Origin of the sequence: Parahaliea aestuarii, assembly GCF_008064635.1 — a bacterium.
GTDB classification, from domain to species: Bacteria; Pseudomonadota; Gammaproteobacteria; order Pseudomonadales; family Halieaceae; genus Parahaliea; species Parahaliea aestuarii.
On record NZ_VRYZ01000010.1, the window covers coordinates 118250 to 141332 of the forward strand.

Annotated in this window: 15 protein-coding genes; 9 read left to right on the forward strand and 6 right to left on the reverse strand. The window is 62.1% G+C overall.

What is annotated here, in order from left to right; all coding sequences use genetic code 11:
* Positions 1-15 precede the first annotated feature (15 nt).
* Positions 16-879, reverse strand: coding sequence for a hypothetical protein (locus FVW59_RS18875; RefSeq protein ID WP_148065937.1), 864 nt, complete (start codon positions 877-879; stop codon positions 16-18).
* A 137-nt stretch (positions 880-1016) separates the two neighbouring features.
* Entirely contained in the window at positions 1017-2021 is a 1005-nt protein-coding gene (locus tag FVW59_RS18880) for a cysteine synthase A (protein ID WP_148065938.1), read from the reverse strand.
* A 239-nt stretch (positions 2022-2260) separates the two neighbouring features.
* Between FVW59_RS18880 and FVW59_RS18885 the strand changes: the two genes are divergently transcribed.
* Positions 2261-3427 (forward strand): dipeptidase, encoded by a 1167-nt coding sequence (locus tag FVW59_RS18885; protein ID WP_148065939.1) that lies wholly within the window; start codon positions 2261-2263, stop codon positions 3425-3427.
* 189 nt (positions 3428-3616) lie between these two features.
* On the opposite strand, the gene FVW59_RS18890 is transcribed toward FVW59_RS18885, so the two are convergent.
* The gene (locus FVW59_RS18890) at positions 3617-5923 is read right to left on the reverse strand and encodes a DUF6351 family protein (protein ID WP_148065940.1); all 2307 of its coding nucleotides are present in this window, start codon (positions 5921-5923) and stop codon (positions 3617-3619) included.
* Positions 5924-6155: 232 nt separating this feature from the next.
* Here FVW59_RS18890 and FVW59_RS18895 point away from each other — a divergent pair, with 232 nt between their 5' ends.
* The 4 genes from FVW59_RS18895 (at position 6156) to FVW59_RS18910 (ending at position 13784) form a co-directional block, all read left to right on the forward strand.
* Positions 6156-7700, forward strand: coding sequence for an arylsulfatase (locus FVW59_RS18895; RefSeq protein ID WP_148065941.1), 1545 nt, complete (start codon positions 6156-6158; stop codon positions 7698-7700).
* Positions 7701-7729: 29 nt separating this feature from the next.
* The gene (locus FVW59_RS18900) at positions 7730-9232 is read left to right on the forward strand and encodes an AMP-binding protein (protein ID WP_148065942.1); all 1503 of its coding nucleotides are present in this window, start codon (positions 7730-7732) and stop codon (positions 9230-9232) included.
* A gap of 119 nt (positions 9233-9351) precedes the next feature.
* Positions 9352-11589: a TonB-dependent receptor gene (locus FVW59_RS18905; RefSeq protein ID WP_148065943.1), complete on the forward strand. Its 2238-nt coding sequence runs from the start codon at positions 9352-9354 to the stop codon at positions 11587-11589.
* A gap of 65 nt (positions 11590-11654) precedes the next feature.
* Positions 11655-13784, forward strand: a complete 2130-nt coding sequence (locus FVW59_RS18910) for a PQQ-dependent dehydrogenase, methanol/ethanol family (RefSeq protein WP_148065944.1) — start codon at positions 11655-11657, stop codon at positions 13782-13784.
* Here the strand turns inward: FVW59_RS18910 and FVW59_RS18915 are convergent.
* Both FVW59_RS18915 and FVW59_RS18920 read right to left on the reverse strand, forming a co-directional pair.
* Positions 13781-14707 (reverse strand): LysR family transcriptional regulator, encoded by a 927-nt coding sequence (locus tag FVW59_RS18915; protein ID WP_148065945.1) that lies wholly within the window; start codon positions 14705-14707, stop codon positions 13781-13783. The genes FVW59_RS18910 and FVW59_RS18915 overlap by 4 nt on opposite strands.
* 63 nt (positions 14708-14770) lie before the next feature.
* Positions 14771-16525 (reverse strand): DUF885 domain-containing protein, encoded by a 1755-nt coding sequence (locus FVW59_RS18920; protein ID WP_187275974.1) that lies wholly within the window; start codon positions 16523-16525, stop codon positions 14771-14773.
* 265 nt (positions 16526-16790) lie between these two features.
* Here FVW59_RS18920 and FVW59_RS18925 point away from each other — a divergent pair, with 265 nt between their 5' ends.
* Both FVW59_RS18925 and FVW59_RS18930 read left to right on the forward strand, forming a co-directional pair.
* Entirely contained in the window at positions 16791-19292 is a 2502-nt protein-coding gene (locus tag FVW59_RS18925; protein ID WP_187275975.1) for a TonB-dependent receptor, read from the forward strand.
* A gap of 84 nt (positions 19293-19376) precedes the next feature.
* Positions 19377-20858: a CehA/McbA family metallohydrolase gene (locus tag FVW59_RS18930; protein WP_148065947.1), complete on the forward strand. Its 1482-nt coding sequence runs from the start codon at positions 19377-19379 to the stop codon at positions 20856-20858.
* Here FVW59_RS18930 and FVW59_RS18935 read toward each other — a convergent pair.
* Entirely contained in the window at positions 20855-21463 is a 609-nt protein-coding gene (locus FVW59_RS18935) for a DUF4136 domain-containing protein (RefSeq protein WP_148065948.1), read from the reverse strand. The two genes, FVW59_RS18930 and FVW59_RS18935, sit on opposite strands and share 4 nt — an antisense overlap.
* 159 nt (positions 21464-21622) lie before the next feature.
* Here FVW59_RS18935 and FVW59_RS19770 point away from each other — a divergent pair, with 159 nt between their 5' ends.
* Entirely contained in the window at positions 21623-22156 is a 534-nt protein-coding gene (locus FVW59_RS19770; protein ID WP_246139796.1) for a gamma-glutamylcyclotransferase, read from the forward strand.
* 58 nt (positions 22157-22214) lie between these two features.
* Positions 22215-23081: a DMT family transporter gene (locus tag FVW59_RS18945; protein ID WP_148065950.1), complete on the forward strand. Its 867-nt coding sequence runs from the start codon at positions 22215-22217 to the stop codon at positions 23079-23081.
* Positions 23082-23083 lie beyond the last annotated feature (2 nt).

Genomic DNA, 23083 nt, shown 5'->3' on the forward strand with positions numbered 1-23083 from the left:
GCCCGCTGGCGAAATTTACTGCTCGACCGGCATGAACACGCCGGTGTGGCGGGTCAGCACTTCCTCGGTGTTCGCTTCCACATCCAGTATTTTATGCGGCCACCAGGTCAGGTTGGCGCCCACGTAGCCGTTCAGGGCCACCGGAATGGCGAAGTAGCGGGTTTCGGTGGTGTCGCTGCGCAGGTAGCTGCTTTCGGCCATTTCATCTTCGTAGACGTAGGAACGGGTCTCGCGGCGATCCTTGCCGTAGTCGGCGGGGTTGGATTTGACCGCGACCCGCTCGCCCTCGCGGTTCTCTGCGGTCAGGGTGGTGACGCGGCGCAGATCCTTGTCGATCTCCACCTTCGCGAAGTGCATGCCACGGCTGCGATTTTCCAGCAGGGACAGGGTCAGCTCGGGGGCCTTGTTCTCGGCGATATTGCGCGGGCAGCGGCCGGGATCGAAAGCGAAGGTGGCGGTGGTCACACGGTAGTCCTCGCCGCTGTCCTTGCCCTTGCCGTCGCGGCTTTCCAGTTGCTTCAGCTTGCCCACCCCGCTGCGGCAGTACTTGCCCAGCAGGTCGAAGGCGGGGCTGTCCGGGCTGCGGTGAAAGCTGATATGCAGGCTGTGATCCACGGTTGCCACCTGCAGGTAGATGTCCTTGAGCGGGTCGCCGTGGGTATCGCAGTCGCGGCAGGGATTGATGTTGAGGTCGTCCAGCGGGCTGGCGCTGAGGGCGGTATCAAAGGCGCCCTGGTAGAACCCGAGGAAGGGGGCGACCGCCTGCTGTTCGCGCTTGTTCAGGCTCTCGCCCGCCAGGGTCAGAGCGGGTATCAGCGCGAGAGAGGTCAATGTCAGGCGGGCGCTTCCCGCCCGTCTCGCCAGGGTCCGGATTGTCATAACTGTGCATCCTGCATTGTCTCGGGTATTCAATCGGTTAAGACCAGCCGCGTGTTGCAATGTTCAACCACCGCAGAATCCATTGTTTTATCCGGACAGAATGGACCCCCGCCTGCGCGGGGGTGACGTCATCGTCCCTAGCTCGCCATCCATTCGGGGAAAGGCAGTTTGTGGCGCATCAGGAACTCCGGGTTGAACAGCTTGCTGTGGTAGCGGCTGCCGGCATCGCAAAGGATGGTCACGATGGTGTGGCCGGGGCCGAGCTCTCGCGCCAGGGCGACCGCGCCGGCGATGTTGATGCCGGAGGAACCGCCCACGGAAATACCCTCGCGCTTGAGCAGGTTGAAGGCGAAGGGCAGGGCGGTGTCATCATCGATCTGGCAGCTGAAGTCGAGGGCCAGGCCCTCGAGGTTGCCCGGCACGAAGGACACACCGATGCCCTCCGCGATGGACTGGCCCTCTCCTTGCAGAGGGCCGCCATTGAAATGGCTGAACAGGGCGGAGCCGGCGGGGTCCACCAGGCCGATTTTTACGGAGGGCTTATGGGCGCGCAGGGCGTCCGCCACGCCGGCCAGTGTGCCGCCGGTGCCGACGGCGCAGATAAAGCCATCGACATCGCCGCTGGTCTGGCGCCAGATTTCCTGGCCGGTGGTGTCGCGGTGGACCTGCCGGTTGGCGGGGTTGTCGAATTGCTGTGCCCAGATGGCACCGTTGGGTTCGGAGTGAGCCCGCCCCTCGGCCACCTTGCACGCGGTGTGAATGTAGTGCTGGCTGCTGCTGTAGGGGGCGTTGGGCACCAGAATCAGGTCCGCCCCGAGCATCTCCAGCTGGTTGATTTTCTCCGGGCTGGCGGTCTGGGGCATGACGATGACGGACTGGTAGCCGAGGGCGTTGGCCACCAGCGTCAGCCCGATGCCGGTATTGCCCGCGGTGCCCTCCACGATCACGCCGCCCGGGCGCAACTCGCCGGAGGCCTGGGCGGCGCGGACGATGCCGAGCGCGGTGCGGTCCTTGATCGAGCCGCCGGGGTTCATGAACTCGGCCTTGCCGTAAATCTGGCAGCCGGTGAGTTCCGAGGCCTCCCGCAGGTACAGCAGCGGGGTGTTGCCAATAAGATCCGCAATGCCGGTTTGTTGTGTCATGGGCGCGCTCTCCTCACCGGAATCTGTCCTGATAATGGCACTCTTTGCCGGGCTTGCCCAGCCGGTGGCAGTATCGCCCGGGTCAGCCGCCAGACCGGCGGCGTACGCGCCCTGGACTGGGTTCGCGATCTCACCGCTGGTAAAGTGGTGGACAATATTCACTGTGCTGTGCCCTGTGGCCAGCCACACAATGCAGCGGGTGGCCAGGCATCAGCGGCCGCCCCGGAAGGGTCGTAATCATGCGTCGCACACTGCTGGCACTCAGTCTTGTCACTGGTATCGTCCTGGCCGGATTGGCCTGGCTGCCGGGTTATCTGGAGCGCTCGATGAACATCGTGCTCGAGCACGAGCCCTACGCCATCTCTGAAGAAGCCCGGGCGCTGCACAAAACCCTGGTGATTGGCGACTGGCACGCCGACAGCACCCTGTGGAAGCGGGATCTCGCAGAGCGGGCCGAGCGCGGCCAGGTGGATGTGCCGCGTCTGCAGGCCGGCAATGTAGCGCTGCAGATGTTCACCTCGGTAACCAGGTCGCCGGCCGGGCAGAACTACGAAGAGAATGCCACCGACGCCGCCGATAACATCACTCGCCTGGCACTGGCCCAGGCCTGGCCGCCCGCCACCTGGAGCAGTCTCGCCGAGCGCGCCCTGTACCAGGGGCAGAAACTGCACAGCCTGGCGCAGCGCGTACCGGAGGCATTCCAGCTGGTACAGAACCGCGCCGACCTGGACAAACTCATGCAGCGCCGCCAGGCCGGCGAGCCGGTGGTGGGCGGTCTGCTCGGCACAGAAGGCTCGCACGCGCTGGATGGCGACCTGGCCAATATCCAGCGCCTCTACGACGCCGGCTTCCGCATGATGGGCCTGCAGCATTTCTTCGACAACAAACTGGGCGGCTCCCTGCACGGCCAGAGCGGCGCCGGCCTGACGGCCTTCGGCGAGCAGGCGGTGGATACCATGCAGCGCCTGGGCATCATGGTCGATGTGGCCCACTCCTCACCGCAGGTGGTGGAAGACGTGCTGGACCGTTCCACCGCGCCGCTGGTGGTCAGCCACACCGGGTTCCACGGCCACTGCCCGGGCCCGCGCAATATTTCCGATGCCCTGATGCAACGCATCGCCGCGGCCGGCGGCATCATCGGCGTGGGCTACTGGGACGGCGCCGTCTGCGAAATCACCCCCCGCAGCATCGTTGCCGCCATGCGCTACGGCATCGATCTGGTGGGTGTCGACCACATCGCCCTGGGCTCCGACTTCGACGGCAGTGTCACCACGATGTTTGATACCTCGGAGCTGGCGGTGCTGACCGAGGAGATGCTGCGCGCGGGATTCAGCGAGGAAGAAATACGCAAGGTGATGGGTGGGAATATGCTGCGTTTCCTGAGGGATAACCTGCCGAAGTCATAAAACGCTGAGTTCTCATTAGTGCACTACCGCCGCGCGCATGGTGCCTGACGTCCTTCCGGGACACGCCGTGAATACATCCATGTAGTCTCTTCAGCGGCATCCATGCCGCTGACGGTCCCGGAAGGACGTCAGGCTCCATACACGCTCCAATGGCAGGTTGAACTGGCTACCTGCGTTGTCGCTGGATTGCTACTCCACTACCCCCGGCAAACTGTAATCACACACCCCGTTCGGGAAAATCGTCTCCAGCCGTTCCAGCTGCTCCCTGGTCGGGTTCCAGTTGCCGTAGAGATCCTTCTGGAAGGCCTCCGTCACAGACTGCAGCTGGCACTTGAACACATCCCCGGTAATCGGCGCCCCGGCCACAATGCGCGAGGTGCTGTAGAGCGGGAAGCGCTGGGTGCAGGCGCCGGGCGGATTGTCGTCGAGGATGCCGTCCCACACAGCGTCGCCGCTGGCGATCAGGCTGCCGTCGCTGGCGAAGCAACTGTCCACCGCGCCCTCTGGCCGGTTCTCGCCGACACTGGCTTCCGGATCGGCGCGGATGTTGGCAATCCACTCATCCAGTACCGCGAAGGCCGCCATGGTGTTGTCGAAGTTGACGCCGTCGGGGTTGCGGTCGACAAACCAGATCACCTGGTTGGAGGCGTCGTCGTCAAAGTCCAGCAGGCGCTGGCGGGCGGCGAAGGACTGGTGGGTGTTGTGCATGTCCAGTTCTTCCTCCAGGTAGTGACGCAGGTCGATCAGAGGAATCTCCACATTGCCGTGGTTGACCATGCCGGAGTCGAAGGCCGCGGCGATAGCGCCCGGGTCCGCGGCTTTGCGTGGCGCCGGTTCGCTGTCCGTTGCGGTGGTGGCGTTGCGCCAGCTCCAGGGGTCGATCTGGTCGGGGTAGAGCGGCTGGCTGTCATCCAGGGCAAAGCACAGGTCGATGATGAAGGGGCAGCCCTCCTGCACCATCTCCGGTTCGTTTTTCCAGCTGCCCACTTCCCAGTTCAAATCGAGAAATTCCTCCGGGCTGATGTTGCCATCGCGCAGGGCCTGCAGGCCGTACTGTACGCCGACGTTATCCCAGGTGGTGGTGGCGAAGCCGTCTTCGGCGCGGCCGTAGATATTGATCAGGTCCGCGAAGTGGGTCCACTCCACCTCGGCCTGCTGCTCGGCTGTGATGCCGGGGGCCTCGCCAAAGTGGGGGTTCAGGGCCAGCGGTGACAGACCGCGCCAGGAGGCAGTGCACTCGGTTGAGCCGGGCAGCAGCCAGGGGGTGAGGCCGAAGTCGACCACATCGTTGGGTACCGCGCTGTTGGCGTTCAGGCCGATCAGCCAGGTGCGGTTCTCCCAGGTGGCCCACTTTGAGGCCGGGTCGTCCAGCACCTGCAAATCCATCCAGCGTTCGAGCAGTTCACAGTCGCCGATGTGGATGGTCTGGGTCACCATGTCGGGGTAGGAGTACTGGGGTACGCCGGCGTCGATCAGGCCGGGATGGTTCTGGGCGTAGACGTATTGCTGGATACCGCCGCCGGAACCGCCGACGCCGACGGTGTAGTCAGGCACGCCGTAGCCGGCGACAAAGCGGGACTTCACCATCAGCGCCGTTTCCCCGCCCAGTTCCAGGTTGTAGTGGGTGCCGGTCTTGGTGCCGGTGGAGTAGGCCACGGCGTAGCCGGCGGCCAGCCCGTCGACATACAGGGCGCGGCTGAGGCTGGGGTCGCCCTGGTAGTGGCCGATGGCCACCCCGCCCTGGAAGTAGTAGATCAGGCGTTCGTTCCACACGTCGAGATCCGGTTCGTCGTCGGTACTGGCAGGGGCCGGTACCAGCACCGCCAGCGAATAGAGGAAGCGGTTCAGGCTGCCGCGCTCCCAGCGCACGATAAAGTCCACTTCATCGCCATCGATGGTGGTTGTGGTGGCCATGTCCTCGGGCCGCTCCTGGCCGGGGCTGTAGTCGGCCCAGGCGCCGCCCGTGGTGCGGTACTTGTAGCTGACCACGGTTTCCACGCTGCACTGCTCATCCAGGATCGGGCCCAGTTCCAGGTTGGCGAGGTCGTCGTCCACCGCGCAAAAGAACGGCGTCTGCTGGGGGCCGGAAAAGATGGGGCCGCTGGCGGGGTGGTTGGTCAGGGTGAGGGTGGCAGGCTCAATGTTGTCGCTGCTGCTGGTAGCGGTGACCTGGTTGTCGCCTTCCGCCAGTCCATCCACCCGGCCTTCGAGTCGATTGTCACCGGCGCTGGTGAAGGCGTCGCTGACATCGCGCCCCTCGACCTCAACACTGACCTCGTCCGCGGCCAGCCCTTCCGGCATGTCGATGGCGATGCGCGCCTCGCCATTGCTGACCTGCGCCGGATCGCCGGACAGTACCGTCAGAATCAATTCGCCGCTGGGGCCGGGCTCGCCGCCGCCACCGTCGCGGTCGGAATCGCTGCTGTCACTGCAGCCGGCTAGCGTGAGGCTGCCAAGCAGTACTGCCAGGCAGGTCAATCGTGGGAGGCGTGGCATTGGCTACTCCTTGTTATTTTAATCGTCCAGTCAGCATAGACGCTCGATTCATGTCCGCCAGGCTGGTGGTCTGTATAGCCAAACCCGTGACCCGAATGACAATGTGTGTCTGCGTCGGAGGGGCATGACCCGGGGTTATTACTTTGATGAAAATAAACCACTGCTAGTCGAGAAACCCCATCGATATACTCCGGCCTCCCGATAATAAGCCAGCGTCACGCCGGAGATATCCATGTTTAACCGATTGCAACTGTCGCGCGCCACAATCCGTCTTGCGTGTGCTTTCAACCTGCTACTGCTGACGATGGCCGCTCACGGGGTTGAGCGGCCCAATATTCTGGTGATCTTTGGCGATGATATCGGCTACTGGAATCTCAGTGTCCACAACGACGGTATGATGGGCTACCGCACGCCGAATATCGATAGTATTGCCCGGGACGGTACACGCTTCACCGACTACTACGGTGAGCAAAGCTGTACCGCCGGCCGCTCCGCCTTTATTACCGGGCAGAGTCCCATCCGCACCGGACTCACCAAAGTGGGGATGCCGGGGGCCGACATCGGCTTGCAGAAAGAAGATGTGACACTGGCGGAACTGCTGAAGGACAAGGGCTATCGAACGGGCCAGTTCGGCAAGAACCATCTGGGTGATCGCGACGAATTCCTGCCCACCGCACATGGCTTCGATGAGTTCTTTGGCAACCTGTACCACCTGAACGCGGAAGAGGAGCCGGAAAACCCCGACTATCCTACCGACCCGGAATTTCGCCGTCTCTACTCTCCCCGTGGCGTGATTCGCAGTTTCGCTGACGGGCGGGTGGAAGACAGTGGTCCTCTCACCGGGAAGCGCATGGAAACCGTAGACAGTGAGTTCGAAGCGGCGGCGGTGGACTTTATGGAACGATCCGTGAAGCAGGACGCACCGTTCTTCGTGTGGTTCAACGCAACTCGCATGCACTTCTACACCCACATCACGGATGAGGAAAGCGGGTTGTCGGGGCAGGGATTCTACAACGATGCCATGGTGGCCCACGATCAGCAGGTCGGCAGGTTGCTGCAGAAGCTCAAGGCACTGAATGTCGACGACAATACCATCGTCCTCTACACCACCGATAACGGCCCTCACTTCAATGCCTGGCCGGATGCCGCAATCACCCCTTTCCGGGGCGAAAAAAACACCAACTGGGAAGGCGGCTATCGGGTCCCGGCCATGGTCAAGTGGCCCGGGCGTATCACTGCGGGTCGAGTTTCCAATGACATTATGTCGCATATGGACTGGGTGCCTACCCTGATGGCGGCGGTGGGCAATCCCGATGTGGCCACTGAACTGAAAAATGGAAAAACCGTTAACGGCAAAAATTTTAAAGTTCATTTGGATGGCTATAACTTTTTGCCGTACCTCACAGGCCAGTACGGGGAGGCGCCGAGAAACGCGTTCACTTACTGGAGTGACGACGGGTTGCTGACGGCGATTCGTGTCGGGGACTGGAAACTGGTGTTCAACGAGCAGCGCGCTTCGCGCTTTGACGTATGGCGCGATCCCTTCGTTGAACAGCGAATCCCCAAGCTCTTTAACCTGCGGCGTGACCCTTTCGAACGTGCCGATACCGACTCCAATGCCTACAACGAGTGGTGGGCGCGGCGGGTTGGCCCTTACATTGGCCTCTCGAAAATGGAGCTTGGCAAGTTCCTGAAGACGCTGGAGACATTCCCGCCACGCCAGCGACCGGCGTCGTTCTCTATTGACCAGCTGGTCGAACGCTACTTCCAGGAATGAATCCGCCCAGACATCGAGAGTAAATAGCAATGCATCCGAGACATCACGCGCAGCAGCAACCCGACAAGCCCGCCTTTATCATGGCTGCGAGCGGTCACGTCGTAACCTACGCAGAGCTTGAGGATCAGGCCAATCGTATTGCCCAGCTTTACCGGACGCTGGGGCTGAAGAATGGTGACCATATTGCGGTTATGCTGGCGAATGAAGCACTCTACCTGCCCGTGGTATGGGCCGCCCAGCGCAGCGGGCTTGTCTTCACCTGCATCAGTACCCATCTCAATGACGATGACGCTCAGTACATCCTCAATGACTGCAAAGCCAGTGCACTGGTAACATCCAGCACCTACGCCAAGCGGCTGGGTGACACATCGGCGACGATCTTGCTGGTCGACGCTGATGACCAGGGTAGCAGTGATCTGCGCTATCTCATGGACCAGCATCCAGCAGAGCCGATTGCCGACGAACAGGCTGGCGTTGATATGTTGTATTCCTCCGGTACTACAGGCCGCCCCAAAGGGGTGGCGGTACAGCTGGATGGTGCAGGTATCGAGGAAATGCTGCCGGTCATGAAAGGGCTGGCCCAGCTTTATGGCATAGACGGCGACACGGTTTATTTATCCACCGCTCCCCTGTATCACGCGGCTCCACTGCGCTTCAATATGCTGGTGATGTCCATGGGCGGCACCTGCGTGATTATGGACCGCTTTGATGGCGAGACTGCGCTGTCATTGATCGAGCAGCATCGCATTACTCACAGTCAGTGGGTACCGATCATGTTCAGCCGGATGCTGAAAGCAGGGTTGAGGGAAAGCAACACCTGCAATTTGGCAAGCCACCGGGTGGCGATACACGCGGCAGCCCCCTGTCCGCCCGATGTGAAGCAGGCGATGATCGACTGGTGGGGACCGATACTCAACGAGTACTACAGCTCGACCGAAGGGATCGGCTTCACTGCTATTGATTCCCGGCAGTGGCTGCAGCATCCCGGCTCGGTGGGAAGGGCCGTAGTGGGCGAAATACGCATTGTGGGCGAGGATGGTGGCGCGCTGCCGGTAGGCGAACCCGGGCAGGTATTCTTTGCCGGCGGCCCAGCCTTTCACTATTTCGGTGACGAGGAAAAAACAGCGGAGGCGACCAATGCCGAGGGCTGGTATACCGTTGGCGATATCGGCTACACGGATGAAGAGGGTTTTCTCTACCTCACCGACCGCCAATCTTTCATGATTATTTCCGGTGGTGTGAACATCTATCCCCAGGAAATCGAGAGTGTATTGATTACCCACCCGGGCGTCAGCGATGTCGCGGTATTTGGTGTGCCCAGCGAACAGTTTGGCGAAGAGGTGAAGGCGGTTGTAGAGCCTGCGCCGGGCTGCGCCAGTGAGGCTGAGTTGCGCGACACGCTGATGGCCTTTTGCCGCGAGCGACTGTCGGGCATTAAATGCCCACGCAGCATCGATTTCGACGACGCCCTTCCCCGATTGCCCAACGGCAAGCTTTACAAGAAGCAGTTGAGAGCGCGTTACTGGAGCTGATGCGTGCCTCGCAGTTATCGCTGCAATGACAATTTCTCATTTCCCAGGCGGCTGACACTTGCCTAGCATCGGCAGCCGCTCGAAACCTTATCAGCATAATTAATATAACGGAGACATTCATGTCCGCAATCGTTAAGTTCAAGCCGCTAGCCCTCCCGGCAGCGTTACTGGCCGCTCTTTCAGGCACCGCCAGCGCCCAGGTGCTGGAAGAGGTCGTGGTGACCGCGCAGAAGCGTGTGGAAGGTCTGCAGGATGTTCCCATTTCAATTAGCGCGGTCGGTGGAGAAAAGCTCAACGACGCCGGTATTACCCGCATGGCGGACCTGCAGACAATGGTGCCGAACCTGACCATGAGTGAGGCGGGCATCGGCAGTAATGTCTACATTCGCGGCGTCGGCTCCCAGGTGAACCAGGGCTTTGAGCAATCTGTCGGCACTTATGTCGACGGTATCTACTACGGTCGCCCGCGCCAGCTGCGCCAGCCTTTCTTTGACCTGGCCAGGATCGAGGTGCTGCGCGGCCCGCAGGGCATCCTGTTTGGCAAGAACTCCATTGCCGGCGCCCTGAACCTGGTAACCAACCGCCCAAGTGATGAGTTCGAGCTCCAGCTCTCGGGACTGTATGAACCGCGACATGATGAAATTGATACGTCGCTTATCGTTTCCGGCCCCCTGACAGACACCCTCGCCGGTCGCCTTGCATTGCGCAAGCGTGAAATGGGCGGCTACATCGAGAACATCGGCGAAAATCGCGACGAGATGGAAACCGATGAATGGGTTGGTCGCGCTGTTCTGGAGTGGAACCCGACCGCGGACCTGACCCTGACCCTGAAGGGCGAGCTCGGCACCTTCGATTCCATCGGCCGCAACTCGGTCATTATTGGCGATGCGGTATCACCCGCGGTGACGCCGGTGGTCAACGACTACACGAAGAAAGGGTCGATCGATCCGGAGTACAGCAACAACGAGTACGAAACCTACACCCTGACAGCCGGCTATGCACTGGGCGACTACGAGCTGACCGCCATTACTGGCTATTCCGGCTATGACTACGACGAGCAGATCGATACTGACTTTGGCATGGCCAGCTTCCTGCAGTCACCGGCAAGCGAAGATTTTGAACAGATCAGCCAGGAGATCCGCCTGGCTTCCCCTGTCGGTGAGACCTTTGAATACATTGTGGGCGTTTTCTACCAGGGCAGCGAAACAGAATATGTTGAGCCAGTGCGCCTGGATCTGCCCACGGTCAACGTCATGCTGGATCGCGACTACTATTCAGACAGCGATGTCTGGGCGGCCTTTGGCCAGCTGACCTGGAATTTGAGCGCCAGCCTGCGCGCAACGGTTGGCCTGCGGTACACCGAAGAGTCCAAGGAAGGGGGGCGGCAGCTGGTGCTGCGCAACCCGGATGGCACCGTCTTCAATCCGCTCGGTTTGCCGGCATTTTCTGAACTGGGCATGCCGCTACCGCCGCTGGGGCTGTATCCCCACGACCTGGATGGCGAGCGGGACGAGGAAGTCGTGACCCCCATGCTTAACCTGCAGTGGGATGTGAGCGACCAAACCATGCTGTATGCCAGTGCCTCTACGGGCTACAAGGCGGGTGGTTTCGATGCTCGCAGTAACCGTGGTGTGCTGCCCGACGGCAGCGATGCCCTGGAGTTTGAGGAAGAACAGGCCCTGGCCTTTGAGGTCGGTGGCAAGCTGGGTCTGCTGGATGGCGCCGCAGAACTGAACATCGCAGCGTTTTATACAGAGTATGACGATCTGCAGGTGAGCGTATTTGACGGTGTTTTGGGCTTCGATGTACAGAATGCGGCCAGCGCGACTACCCAGGGCGTTGAATTGGACGGTCGTTGGCAGGCCACGGAGTATCTGACGCTGTCAGCCGCCCTGGCCTACACTGACTTTGCCTTCGACGATTATGCCAATGGCGCCTGTTACAAGGGACAGGTTCCCAGCCAGGTCATCGACGGTGTACCCTTCTGCAACTGGGACGGGAATACCAACCAGTTTACGCCCGAGTGGAGCGGTAACCTGGGCGCGGAATTCTACTTTCCCCTGGGTGGCAACCTGGAGCTGCGGGCCGCGCTTGACCTGATGTATTCTGGCGAGTACTTCGCCGCACCGGACCTTGATCCAAATGCGGTGCAGGATGATTATATCAAGGTCAACGCCCGCCTTGGGCTGGGTAGTCAGGACGGTACCTGGGAAGTGGCACTGGTAGGGCGGAACCTTACCGACGAGGAAATCCTGACCTTTGCCAACGATGTGCCCCTGAGCGGTGCGGCGACCAGCTACTTTGCGTTTGTGGAGCGCCCGGCAACGGTTGCCCTGCAGGCTCAATACCGATTCTGAGGGTTGGTGAATAATAATTAATGCCGGGCCTGACGGGCCCGGCTGCGACGCCTTGAGGATTTATCATGCCTGATGCTTCCATTCTCCGCAGTACCCGCCTTGCACGTGTCTCCCTGACCGGCCTGTTGCTGGGGGCATCGCTGTCACTCGGCGCCAGCGCTGCCTCTGGTCCCGCCGTCAATGCAGCGCGCATCGAGGCCGCAGACAGCGAACCGCAGAACTGGCTGACCCATGGCCGCACCTACAGTGAACAGCGTTTCAGCCCGCTGGACAGTGTCAACGACGGGAATGTGGCCAGGCTGGGCCTTGACTGGTATTTCGATCTGCCGGATCCGCGCGGTATTGAGGCCACGCCGATCGTGGTGGACGGGGTAATGTATGTGACCGGGGCGTGGAGCAAGATCTTTGCCCTGGATGCCAGCAACGGAAAACTGTTGTGGTCCTATGACCCGCAGGTACCGCCGCAGTGGGCGGTCAACCTGTGCTGCGATGTCGTGAATCGCGGTGTGGCTGTCTGGGAGGGGAAGATCTACGCCGGTACGCTCGATGGACGCCTGCTGGCGCTGGATGCTACGGACGGTTCCCTGGTGTGGGAGGTGCAGACTACGCCGAAAGACCGGCCCTATTCCATTACCGGTGCGCCCCGTATTGTCAAAGGCAAGGTGATGATCGGCAACGGTGGAGCCGAACTGGGTGTACGCGGTTATGTGTCTGCCTATGACGCTGACGACGGCGAGATGGCGTGGCGCTTCTATACCGTTCCAGGTGACCCGTCCAGGCCGCTGGAAAACACCGCGCTGAAACAGGCCCTGCCCACCTGGAAGGGCGGCAAGTGGTGGGAAGTTGGCGGCGGCGGCACGGTTTGGGATTCCATGGCCTATGACCCGGAACTCGACATTCTCTATATCGGCGTAGGCAACGGTTCACCCTGGAATCGGGCTATTCGCAGCCCAGGGGGCGGCGACAATCTCTACCTGTCCTCTATCGTCGCATTGAAACCGGATACCGGCGAATATGTCTGGCATTACCAGACAACGCCGGGCGAAAGCTGGGACTACACCGCAACACAGCACATGATCTTGGCCGAGCTGGAAATTGGCGGCAAGGCGCGCAAAGTCATCATGCAGGCGCCCAAGAACGGCTTTTTCTATGTGCTGGATCGCTCCACCGGTGAGCTGCTGTCTGCCGACCCTTACACCCGGGTAACCTGGGCCAGCAAGATCGATCTCGCCACTGGCAGGCCTGTAGAAAACCCTGAGGCGCGCTATGAAAGCACCGGGCAGCCTGCCCTGGTCTGGCCCCATGCCCTGGGTGGTCACAACTGGCATCCCATGAGCTTCAGTCCGCTGACCGGCCTGGTTTATGTGCCGGCGCAGGAAATTCCGCTTCTTTACTCCGCGGACGAACAGTTCAGTTATCAGCGCAAGGGCTGGAATACCGGCATCGAAATGGCCAGGGCCGGTATGCCCGATGATCAGGCTGTCAGGGAGCAGATGGGGCAATTGGTGAAAGGCCATGTCAGCGCCTGGGACCCGGTCGCGGGCAAAGAACGCTGGCGCATTCAACACAGCAACATATGGAATGGCGGCCTGCTCAGCACCGCTGGCAACCTGTTGTTCCAGGGCAATGCTGAAGCGGAGTTCGCAGCCTACCGGGCGGATACCGGGGAGGAGTTGTGGTCGGCACCGACCCAGACCGGAGTGGTGGCCGCACCGATCAGCTACGCGGTGGACGGTGTACAGTATGTCGCTGTCGCGGCCGGCTGGGGCGGCGCTTTTCCGCTGAGTGCTGGCGAAACCGCTTCGCGCAGTAAAGGCGTGGTATCCAGCCCCCGGGTGCTGGTCTACCGGCTAGACGGTGGCGCTGAGTTGCCGGCAATGGTTGCACCGGTAGTCAAAGCCCCGGATCAGCGCGAGTTCCAATACGAAAAGAGCCTGGTGGAACGCGGTCACGCTTTGTATATGAGCAGCTGCCACATGTGCCACGGTGACCGCGCAGTCTCGGCCAGTGTAATTCCCGATTTGCGCTTTATGAGTGCTGAAACGCGCGAGCAGTTCCTGCCCATCGTGCTGGGCGGCCTTCGCCACCAGAAAGGCATGGTGGGTTTTGCCGACTCCCTGGATATGGAGCAGGCCATGGCGATTTACAACTATCTGGAAAAGCGTGCCGAAGATGCCGCTGAGGGGAGGGACTAGGGCACTTTACCGGGCACCAGCTGGCTGATTAGTGCGCGCGCTACTGGGGGCAGGGTGGTGTCCTTGAGGTAAACCACCCCGGCGTCGATCTTGATATCAGAGAAGCCTTCGAAGGTCAGTTCTATCAGTTCGCCGCTGGCGAACTCGGCAGCAAACATGCCGTGGTGCCCGCTGGTGATCAGGTCCGTCGCATGTACCAGGGTTTTCAGCAGGGGAAAGCTTTCACAGGTCAGTCGGCAGACCTGCTCGACATAGCTTTCCGGGTTCATTCCCTGTGGCGCGTGGTCGTACAGCCACTTCTGGTAGCGCTCCGGCAGGCGCGGTGTGGCCAGCGGGTATTGCAGCAGATCTTCCGGCAGGATGTAGCCTCGCTTTGCCAGGGGGTGCCCGATCCGGCATGCAAATACGGAAGACACTGACCTCAGAGTGATTATTTCCAGATCGGCCTGATTGCGCAACTCGGCAACGTCAGCAACGAATAGCTGTATGCGCCCCTGTCGCAGCAGCGAGGCCAGTTCCCACCAGCTTTCTATAGTGATTTTAACGCTGACCCGGGGGTGTTCGACCATCAGCCCGGAAATCGCCAGTGCGACCGGACCGTCGGCGATAACCGGACCACTCCCCACATGCAGCACGCCCTGCAGCACTGTCGACATGCTGTCCAGGCTGTGTCGTGCTGCCTCCAGTTCCTGCAGCACCCTGTGTGCGTGTTGCAGCAGGACTTCGCAGTGGGGCGTCGGGTCGACGCTCTGGCTCTTGCGGTCAAACAGTGCCTGGTCCAGCTGCGATTCCAGGTTGCGGATGCTCTTGGTGAGTGCCGGTTGCGTTATGAAGAGTGCGTCCGCAGCCTTGCGGAAATTGCGGTGCTTGGCCAGCATGATGACATGGCGAAGCTGGCGCGTTTCGATGAAGTGTTCTTTCATACCCGGTTCTTCTCCGGTGCGATATCGGTACTCTCCCGCATTTTACACAAGCTGGGCATCACCTTACCGCCGGCTTTCAATCCACGCGTCCACCACCTGTTCCAGAATGGCGATGGCCAGCGAGCCATTGCCCACCACCACGTCGTGGAAGGCGCGCAGGTCGAAGTCGTCACCGAGGGCATCTTCCGCCTTGTCGCGCAGGGCTTGTATGCGAAGTTCCCCAACCTTGTAGGACAAAGCCTGGGCCGGCCAGGTGATGTAGCGATCCACTTCGGCGATCACTTCCGCCTCGCTGAGGGCGGTGTTGGCCAGCATGTAGTCGATGGCCTGCTGTCGCGTCCAGCCGAAGGCGTGCAGGCCGGTGTCCACCACCAGCCGGTTGGCGCGCCACATTTCGTAGGTCAGGCGGCCAAAGTCGCTGTAGGGGTCCTGGTAGAAGCCCATTTCCTTGCCCAGGCTCTCGCTGTACAGGCCCCAGCCCTCGCCGTAGGCCGAGTGGTAGAGCGTGCGGCGGAAGGGCGGCAGGTCGAGTTCCATGGCCAGCGCAGTCTGGTGGTGATGGCCCGGCACGGCCTCGTGCAGGGTCAGGGCCTCCAGGTTGTACAGCGGCTGGTTCTGGAAGGCATCGGCGTTGATGAAGTACACGCCGGGAGTACGACCATCGGCGGTGCCGCTGGCGTAGTAGGCGCCGCGTCCCTGTGACTGTCGCACGGTATAGGGCATGCGCGGCAGTGTGCCGAAGTAGAGCGGCATCAGGCCATCCATCTTCTTGGCGATATAGGACACCTTTTCCAGCAGGTCCTGGTTGTCCTCGGCATAGAACCTGGGGTCGCCGCGCAGTGAGTCCAGAAAGTCCCGGAAGCTGCCGTCGAATTCCAGCTGTTCGATGATGGCCTGCATCTCGCCGCGGATGCGTTTGCTTTCCTGCAGGCCGAGATCGTGGATTTCGCGCGGGCTGAGATCGGTGGTGGTGAAGTAGCGAATCAGGTAGCGATAGTACGCTTCGCCTCCGGCCACGCTGGTGATGCCCTCCCGCTTGCGGCAGGCGGGCAGGTATTCGTTGCGGAAGAAGCTGGCGAAGCTCTCGTAGGCCGGCAGGACATCTTCGGCGATCGCTTCGCGGGCCTCGGCGCTGAGGCGCTGGCGCTCGTCGTCCGGAATATTGCCGGGGAAGCGGGTGAAGGGCTCGTAGAAGGCGGACTCGGCGGGGTTGCTCACAATGTAGCGGCTAATGGTATCGCCGTAGTCCTGAAAGGAGACGCAGGGCTGGGTAAAGCCGCTGGCGATGCCTTCGCGCAGGGCGGCGATCTGTTCGCTGTTGTAGCGCGGGTAGTCGTGGAAGCTGACGATCAGCTGCTCGTAGTCCGCCACCGAGGTGAAGGCCATATTGGCCGGGGCGTCGGCGAAATACATGTGGAAGCCGAACAGGGCGGTAATCGGGAACAGGTGGTCGTACTGGCGGTAGCTCTCCCGCTCCGTCTCCCGCTCGTAGCGGAACAGCTGGTAGCTGATGCGTTCCTGCCCGCTCAGCCGGGTGCCATCGATTGCTTCGAGTCGCGACAGTATCTGTGCGTTGAAGGCTTCGCGACGGGCTCGCGCCGCGGCGCTCATCTCCGGCAGGGTGCCGTCGGGCCGGAAGGCGTCGGGGTCGGTGCGGAAGAAAATCTTCTCCTGCTGTGCGCGGGCCCAGTGATCTTCCAGCAGCTGCTGGAAGTCGGCGCTGGCGTCGGCCAGGGCCGGCAGCGGTGCCAGGCTCAGGGCAAGTGCAGCGACGGCGTGTGCGGCACGCTGACGTGCCCAGGCGGGTAGTAGGGACAAGACGGTCTTACCTGTGTTGCTTGGTTAATGGCCTGCAAGGATACACATCTGTCTGCGCCATGGGCAGTGACCGGCACCGTGCGGGAGCGCGCCACCGGAGAAGTCCGGCAGGCGGCACCCGTGGCGATGACCGCTGGCAGCGCCTGTTCATCGAAGTGTCAGATCCCCGTCATGTTCCTGTAACGCCGTCTGCGTAGATTGCCCCTCGCGCAGTGCGCTGGCGCTGCGCGGCCATTTTATAGCTATTACTTCAAGGGGAATTTCCGTGATCGACGCCACTCTGCGACGCCATCCACCCGCTATCGCCATCGGTGCTGCTCTCTGTGCTGGCGCGCTCCTGCCGGACGCCGCGCTGGCGCAGGGCGGTGCAACGTCCGCGCGCCTGGAGGAAGTGATTGTCACCGGTCGGGCCGGGGCAGGGCAGCTCAATCGCGCCGAGGCCAGTTTCGCGGTGTCCTCCCTGTCGGCGGATGACCTGAGCAAGAACAACCCCCTGAGTGTGGCGGATGTGTTCAAGGCCGTGCCCGGCTTCTGGGTGGAGTCCTCCGGTGGTGAGGGTAGTAACAACATCCGCACCCGCGGTATTCCGCGCGACGGTTACTCCTCTATCTCCCTGCAGGAGAACGGCCTGGCGATACAGCACGACGGCGGCCTCGGCTACCTGAACGCCGACCAGAGTTTCCGCCTCGACGAAACCATCGCCCGGGTGGAAGTGGTGCGCGGCGGACCGTCGGCCATTTTCGCCTCCAATGCCCCCGGCGGTGTCGCCAACTTCATTACCCGCCGCTCCTACGATGCGCCGGAAGCCGTGTTGAAGTACGAAGCCGGTGACTACGGCCACAACCGTATCGACGGTTACTACGGCCTGCCGCTCGGTGAGGATATGTTCGTCGGCGTCGGTGGCTTCTACCGCAAGAACGACGGCATTCGCGATCCCGGCTTTACCGCCAACGACGGCGGCCAGATTCGCTTCAGCTTTGGCAAGCAGTGGGACAACGGTGAACTGTTCCTGGACCTGAAACATATCGATGACAAGGTGGCCTTCCTGCTGCCGATTCCCCTGACCTTCGACGGTGATGGCGACGTGGCCGGCGTGCCCGGCTTCGACCCCAACTACGGCACCCTGGCGGGGCCCGAAGTGGAGCACAACACCTACCGCAACCTCGGCAATGGCTACGACTTCGACCTGTCCGACGGTACTCACACCGAGCTGACCCAGTTCACCGCCAGCCTGGATTTTGCCCTGGGCGACTGGAACGTGCACAACAGCTTCCGCTATCGCCAGAGCGACATCCTGCGCAACGGACTGTTTCCCACCGGCGGCATCGAGAGCGCCGCCGATCGCCTGGACAGCTACCGCCAGGCCCTGGCCGGCCAGCTGCCCGCCGGCTCCGATCTCGAGATACGCTTTACCAACCACCCCGACCAGGCCTTTGACGTCGCCAACAATGCCGGCAACGGGCTGGTGCTGAACGGCAACCTGCTGTCGGTGCAGGTGCCGCTGGACGAGGTGATCAACGACTTCCGCCTGAGTCGCGCCTTTGAGCTTGGCTCACAGACCCACGACGTGTCCTTCGGTTTGTATTATGCCGACTACGACTACGAGTATGTGCGCTATATGGCGACCGCCATGTTCGAGGTGCACGACCAGGCGCGCCTGCTGGATGTGGTAGCGGTGAACAACGGCCAGGATGTGCTCGACATCACCGAGAACGGCATCCTGCGCTACGGCTCCCTGTACGACAACGTGGAAGGCACCGGCGAAACCATCGCCCTGTATGCTTCCGACGAGTGGCAGATTACCGATGCCCTGCGCGTGGACGCCGGTTTGCGCTACGAGATGATTGACCTCGGCGGCTCCGTAGAAGGCAAAACCGTGGTCGACCTGGAGCAGACGGCTGCGCTGGCGGACGATCAGTTCATCACCGGCAACGGTGTGTACACGCCGATCGATGAGGAGTACGACGAACTGGCCTGGACCATCGGCCTGAACTATCAGTTCAGCGACAGCTTCGGCGCCTTTGCGCGCTACACCGACTCCTTCCGCACGCCCAATGCCTCGGACTACAACGGCGACGCTACCCGCACCGATCTCAAGGTCGAGCCGATCAGCATGGCGGAGACCGGCATCAAGTTCGCCTCCGATATGGTGGAGATCTACGCGACCGCCTTCTACACCGAGTTCGACAATATCCGCTTCACCGACAACGTGTTCGACAACACTACCAACCAGTACACCAGCCGCACCGCTTACGGCGACACCCAGACCGTGGGCCTGGAACTGGAAACCTACAGTTACTTTAATGACTACGTGGACATGAGCCTGGTGGTGACCTGGCAGGATGCCGATTACAACACCTTCGCCTTTACCGAGTTGCAGGATGGCGAACCGGTAACGGTCGACTTTGGCGGCAACCAGCTGATTCGCGTGCCCGAGCTGTCGATTCGCGCGGTACCGGGCGTCAACCTGATCCAGGGCCGCCTGCGTGCCGAGCTGGAGCTGGAGTACTTCGACGACCGCTATGCGGATGTGGCCAACAGTGTGGTGCTGCCCGACTACCTGACCGTGGGCGCGGTGCTGCGCTACCAGGTGACGGACAACCTGTCGCTGCAGGTCAACGGTAAGAACCTCACCAATGAAATCGGCCTCACCGAGGGCAATCCCCGCGCCGGTCAGTTCATCAGCGGCGACGCCGGCAGCGAGTTCTACCTGGCCCGGCCCATCCTCGGCCGCTCCTATACCGCGTCTATCTACTACGCCTTCTAACGACAAATGCTTGTTGCGTGTTGCCGGGTGGGCCCAGCCCCGCCCGGCTTTTTTGCTTGATGACAACCGCAAAAGGAAACTCAAGTGAACCCAGTTGTACTGTTTCGTTGCTGTCTTGCCCTCTGGCTCGGCGCATCACTCTCCGCCAAAGCCGGGGAGATCAGCCTGAGCGGCGTGATCGACGATAGCCACCACACCTCCTACGTCGAGCTGCCCTTCAGCGTGCCGGCGGGCACGTCGCGCATCAATGTCGAGTTCGATTATCCGCGCGGGCAGGGCGTTACCATCGACCTCGGCCTGTTGAGCCCTACGGGGTTGCGCGGCTGGAGCGGCGGCAACAAGGCGCACTTTACCCTGGGAGAAGTCGACGCCACGCCTTCCTATCTGGCGGGTGCTATCGTGCCGGGGGAATGGCGCCTGCTGCTGGGAGTACCCAACGCGGAGGCCGGAGCCCGGGTTGCATACCAGGCCCGTATCGAACTGCTCAGCGGCGCTGCGGCAAACACCCAGGCCTTTGCCGAAGCGCCCCTGAAGCGCGAGGCGGGCTGGTATCGCGGTGACCTCCACGCCCACACCGGCCACAGCGATGGCAGCTGTGTGAACGATGCGGCGGTGAAGGTGGCCTGCCCGTTAGTGGAAACCGTCCGGGCGGCCCGTAACAATGGCCTGGACTTTATCGCCATCAGTGAACACAACACGCGCTCGCACTTCCAGTCGCAGCGCGAGTTGCAGCCCTTCCTGGATGATTTGCTGCTGTTGCCGGCACAGGAAATCACCACCTTCTACGGGCATGCCAACCTGTTCGGCAGCACCGGTTTTGTCGATTTCCGGCTGGCCGACGCGAATGCCCAACCCCTGCTGGAGCAGCTGGCGCAGAGTGGCGGCATCCTGTCGATCAATCATCCCGGGCTGCCCTCCAACCGGGACTGCATGGGCTGTGGCTGGACGGCCGCGACCGACTACAGTGCCATTTCGGCCATGGAGGTGGTCAATGGCGGTACGCTGCGGGCGACCAAGGGCTGGGTACACAGCCCGGTGTCCGGCATTCCGCTGTGGGAGAAGCAACTGGCGGCGGGGCAGCGGATCACCGGGATTGCCGGCAGTGACAACCACAACCCGCACGATGCCCCCGGGAGCCCCGGCGCCGTGGCCACGCCAACCACGGTGGTCTATGCCGACGAGCTGTCACAGCGGGGCATCATCGACGGCTTGCGCAGTGGCAGGGTGTTTATCGATGTGCACGGGAGCTACCCGCAGGCGAGCCTTGAATTGACGGCATCCGCCGCCAGCCAGAGCGCGCAGATGGGTCAGGTATTGACCGTCGCTGCGGGTGAAGAGGTGGAATTCAGGGTGGTGGTGGGCGGCATGCCTGATGCGGCGGTAAAAGCCTGGTACCGGGGCCAGCGCCTGCAGGTTGACGGGCGCCAGCGGCGCCGCGGGGAAAAGCTGGAGGCCCGGTACAATGTGGAGAGTGACGGCCAGCCCGGCTGGCTGCGGGTGGAGATCACCTCGGCCGACGGGCAGCCGCTGCTGATCTCCAACCCGGTCTATCTCAACCTGCCCTAATTCGGGGTTGCAGCGGGCGCCGGCGGGAACTGCCCCAGCAGTTCCCGGGACACTTCCGCGGCGATGCGGTTCTTGTCCTTCTGCTCCAGAGAGTCCTTCAGACGGCCTTCGGCAATGCCGCGCCAGACGATTTTCTGGCTGCGGGTGTCGATGACGTCCAGCACCACGGTGCCATCCTGGTAGTGCTTCACGTTGGGGCCGCTGCTGTAGCCGATACTGACCCCGGCACCGTAGGTGCCTACGCCGGCACCGCCGTGCACGCCCTGCGGATAGCCGCTGAAGCTGTCGATACGCATCTGGTCCTGCTTGGAGATGTGGTAGTTCACCCAGAAATCGGCCTGTGACGACGCGCTCTCGCGGAACCCTTTGCTTTTCAGCTCGCGGTCGACGTAGGTGCGCACCCGCTTGTCGGAGCTGTTGTACTGGCGGTAGTCCGCCTCCTGGGAGGGATGCACATCATCGTACCAGTGGTAGCTCTTCAGGCTGGCGAAGTCGAAGCTGTCGCTGTGGTCGACATCGTAGCTGGGCTTGCTGGCACAGGCGCCGAGAACAAGCATCGCCAGGACGAGTGCGGTGCTGCGTGCATAAAACAGGCTGCTTTTCATACTTGGGTTCCGCCGGGATCAAAGCGGCCTAGCATACCCAGTGTGCCCGGCGCTGGTAAGGGCAGGCGGGAAAAAGCCACTCCCGCCGGACTTGCTTCAGGCCACCGGCGGAGGCAGTCTGGGCCCATCATTCGTCACCGCTTAATCGTTACTATCACCGTGAAAGACTGTACAGCCCCCGAGGCGACCTGGGTATTTGGCTATGGCTCGCTGATCTACAAGGTGGATTTTCCCTTTCTGCAGCGAGAAGTGGCCAGCATCGACGGCTGGCAGCGGCGCTTCTGGCAGGGTTCCCACGATCACCGCGGCACGCCCGACAGCCCGGGCCGGGTGGTCACCCTTACGCCGGCTCGCGGCGCGCTGTGCCAGGGCGTTGCCTACCGGGTGGAAAACAGCGTCTTCGCACACCTCGATCACCGGGAGAAGAATGGCTACCAGCGCGCTCCGGTGAGCATTACCCTGGCCGCCAGCGGCGCGACGGTTGAGGGGGTTGTGTACTACGCCGCGCCGGGCAATCCGGCTTTCCTGGGGGAGGCACCCCTGCCCGACATGGCGCGCCATATCGCCGCCAGCGCCGGCCCCAGTGGCAGCAATCGCGATTACCTCAATCAGCTTGCCCGGGCGCTGCAGGGGCTGGGCGCGCGGGATGAACACGTCTTCGAGCTGAACCGGCTGGTGGACGCCATCGAGTAGTTTGCCACCGCTGCGCCGCCTGACTATCCTCCCCGCCTCACCTGTCCAGGGGGCCACCATGGTCGCTACACGTTTGATCCTCATTGCACTGGTTGCCGTTACCACCATGTCGGCGGCGCCGGTGCTGGTGAGCGCCACCAGTGCCAACGAGGTCACCATCGGCTTCGTGCGTCTGGGTATTGCCGTGCTGGTGTTCAGCCCCCTGGTGTTCTGGCAGCAACGCTTGTGGCGCTTGAGCCCTCGCCAGTGGTTGCGACTGGTGTTGATCGGCATGGTGTTTGCCGTGCACTGGCTCAGCTATTTCATCAGCATCAAGCTCGCCGGGCCCTCGGTGGCGGCGCTGACCATCACCACCTACGGCGTGCAGTACCTCTTCCTGGCCTGGTTGTTCAACGGCGAGCGGGTCAGTCCGGTGGAGTGCCTGGCTGTCGCCTGCTGTTTCGCCGGTTGCGTGGTGGTGTCACCGGTGCTGTCGCTGCAGGACACCACCAGCCGGGGGATTGCGGTGGGGCTGTTCAGCGCCCTGCTGTACGCGGCGCTGCCGCTGCTGCACCAGCGCGCCAGCAGCATACGCACCCTCGATCGCACCTGGGGGCAGTTCTTCTTCGCCCTGCTGTTCTTCCTGCCGCTGTGGCCGCGCTCCGATTGGGCGCTGGAGACCAGCGACTATTCCCAGCTGCTGGTGCTCGGCCTGCTGTGTACGGTGGTTTCCCACGGACTGTGGGTGAAGAGCAGTACCGAGCTGCCGGCGATTTACTCCAGCGTGATCTACTACCTCTACCTGCCGCTGGCGATGCTCGGCAGTGTGCTGTTCCTGGGCGAAGCACTGACCCCGCAGAAGCTGCTGGGCGCTGCCCTGGTGGTGGGGTCGAGTCTGTTCCTGTCCCTGTACCGCTTCCGGCGGCGGGAGCGGTCCGCCGCCTGAAC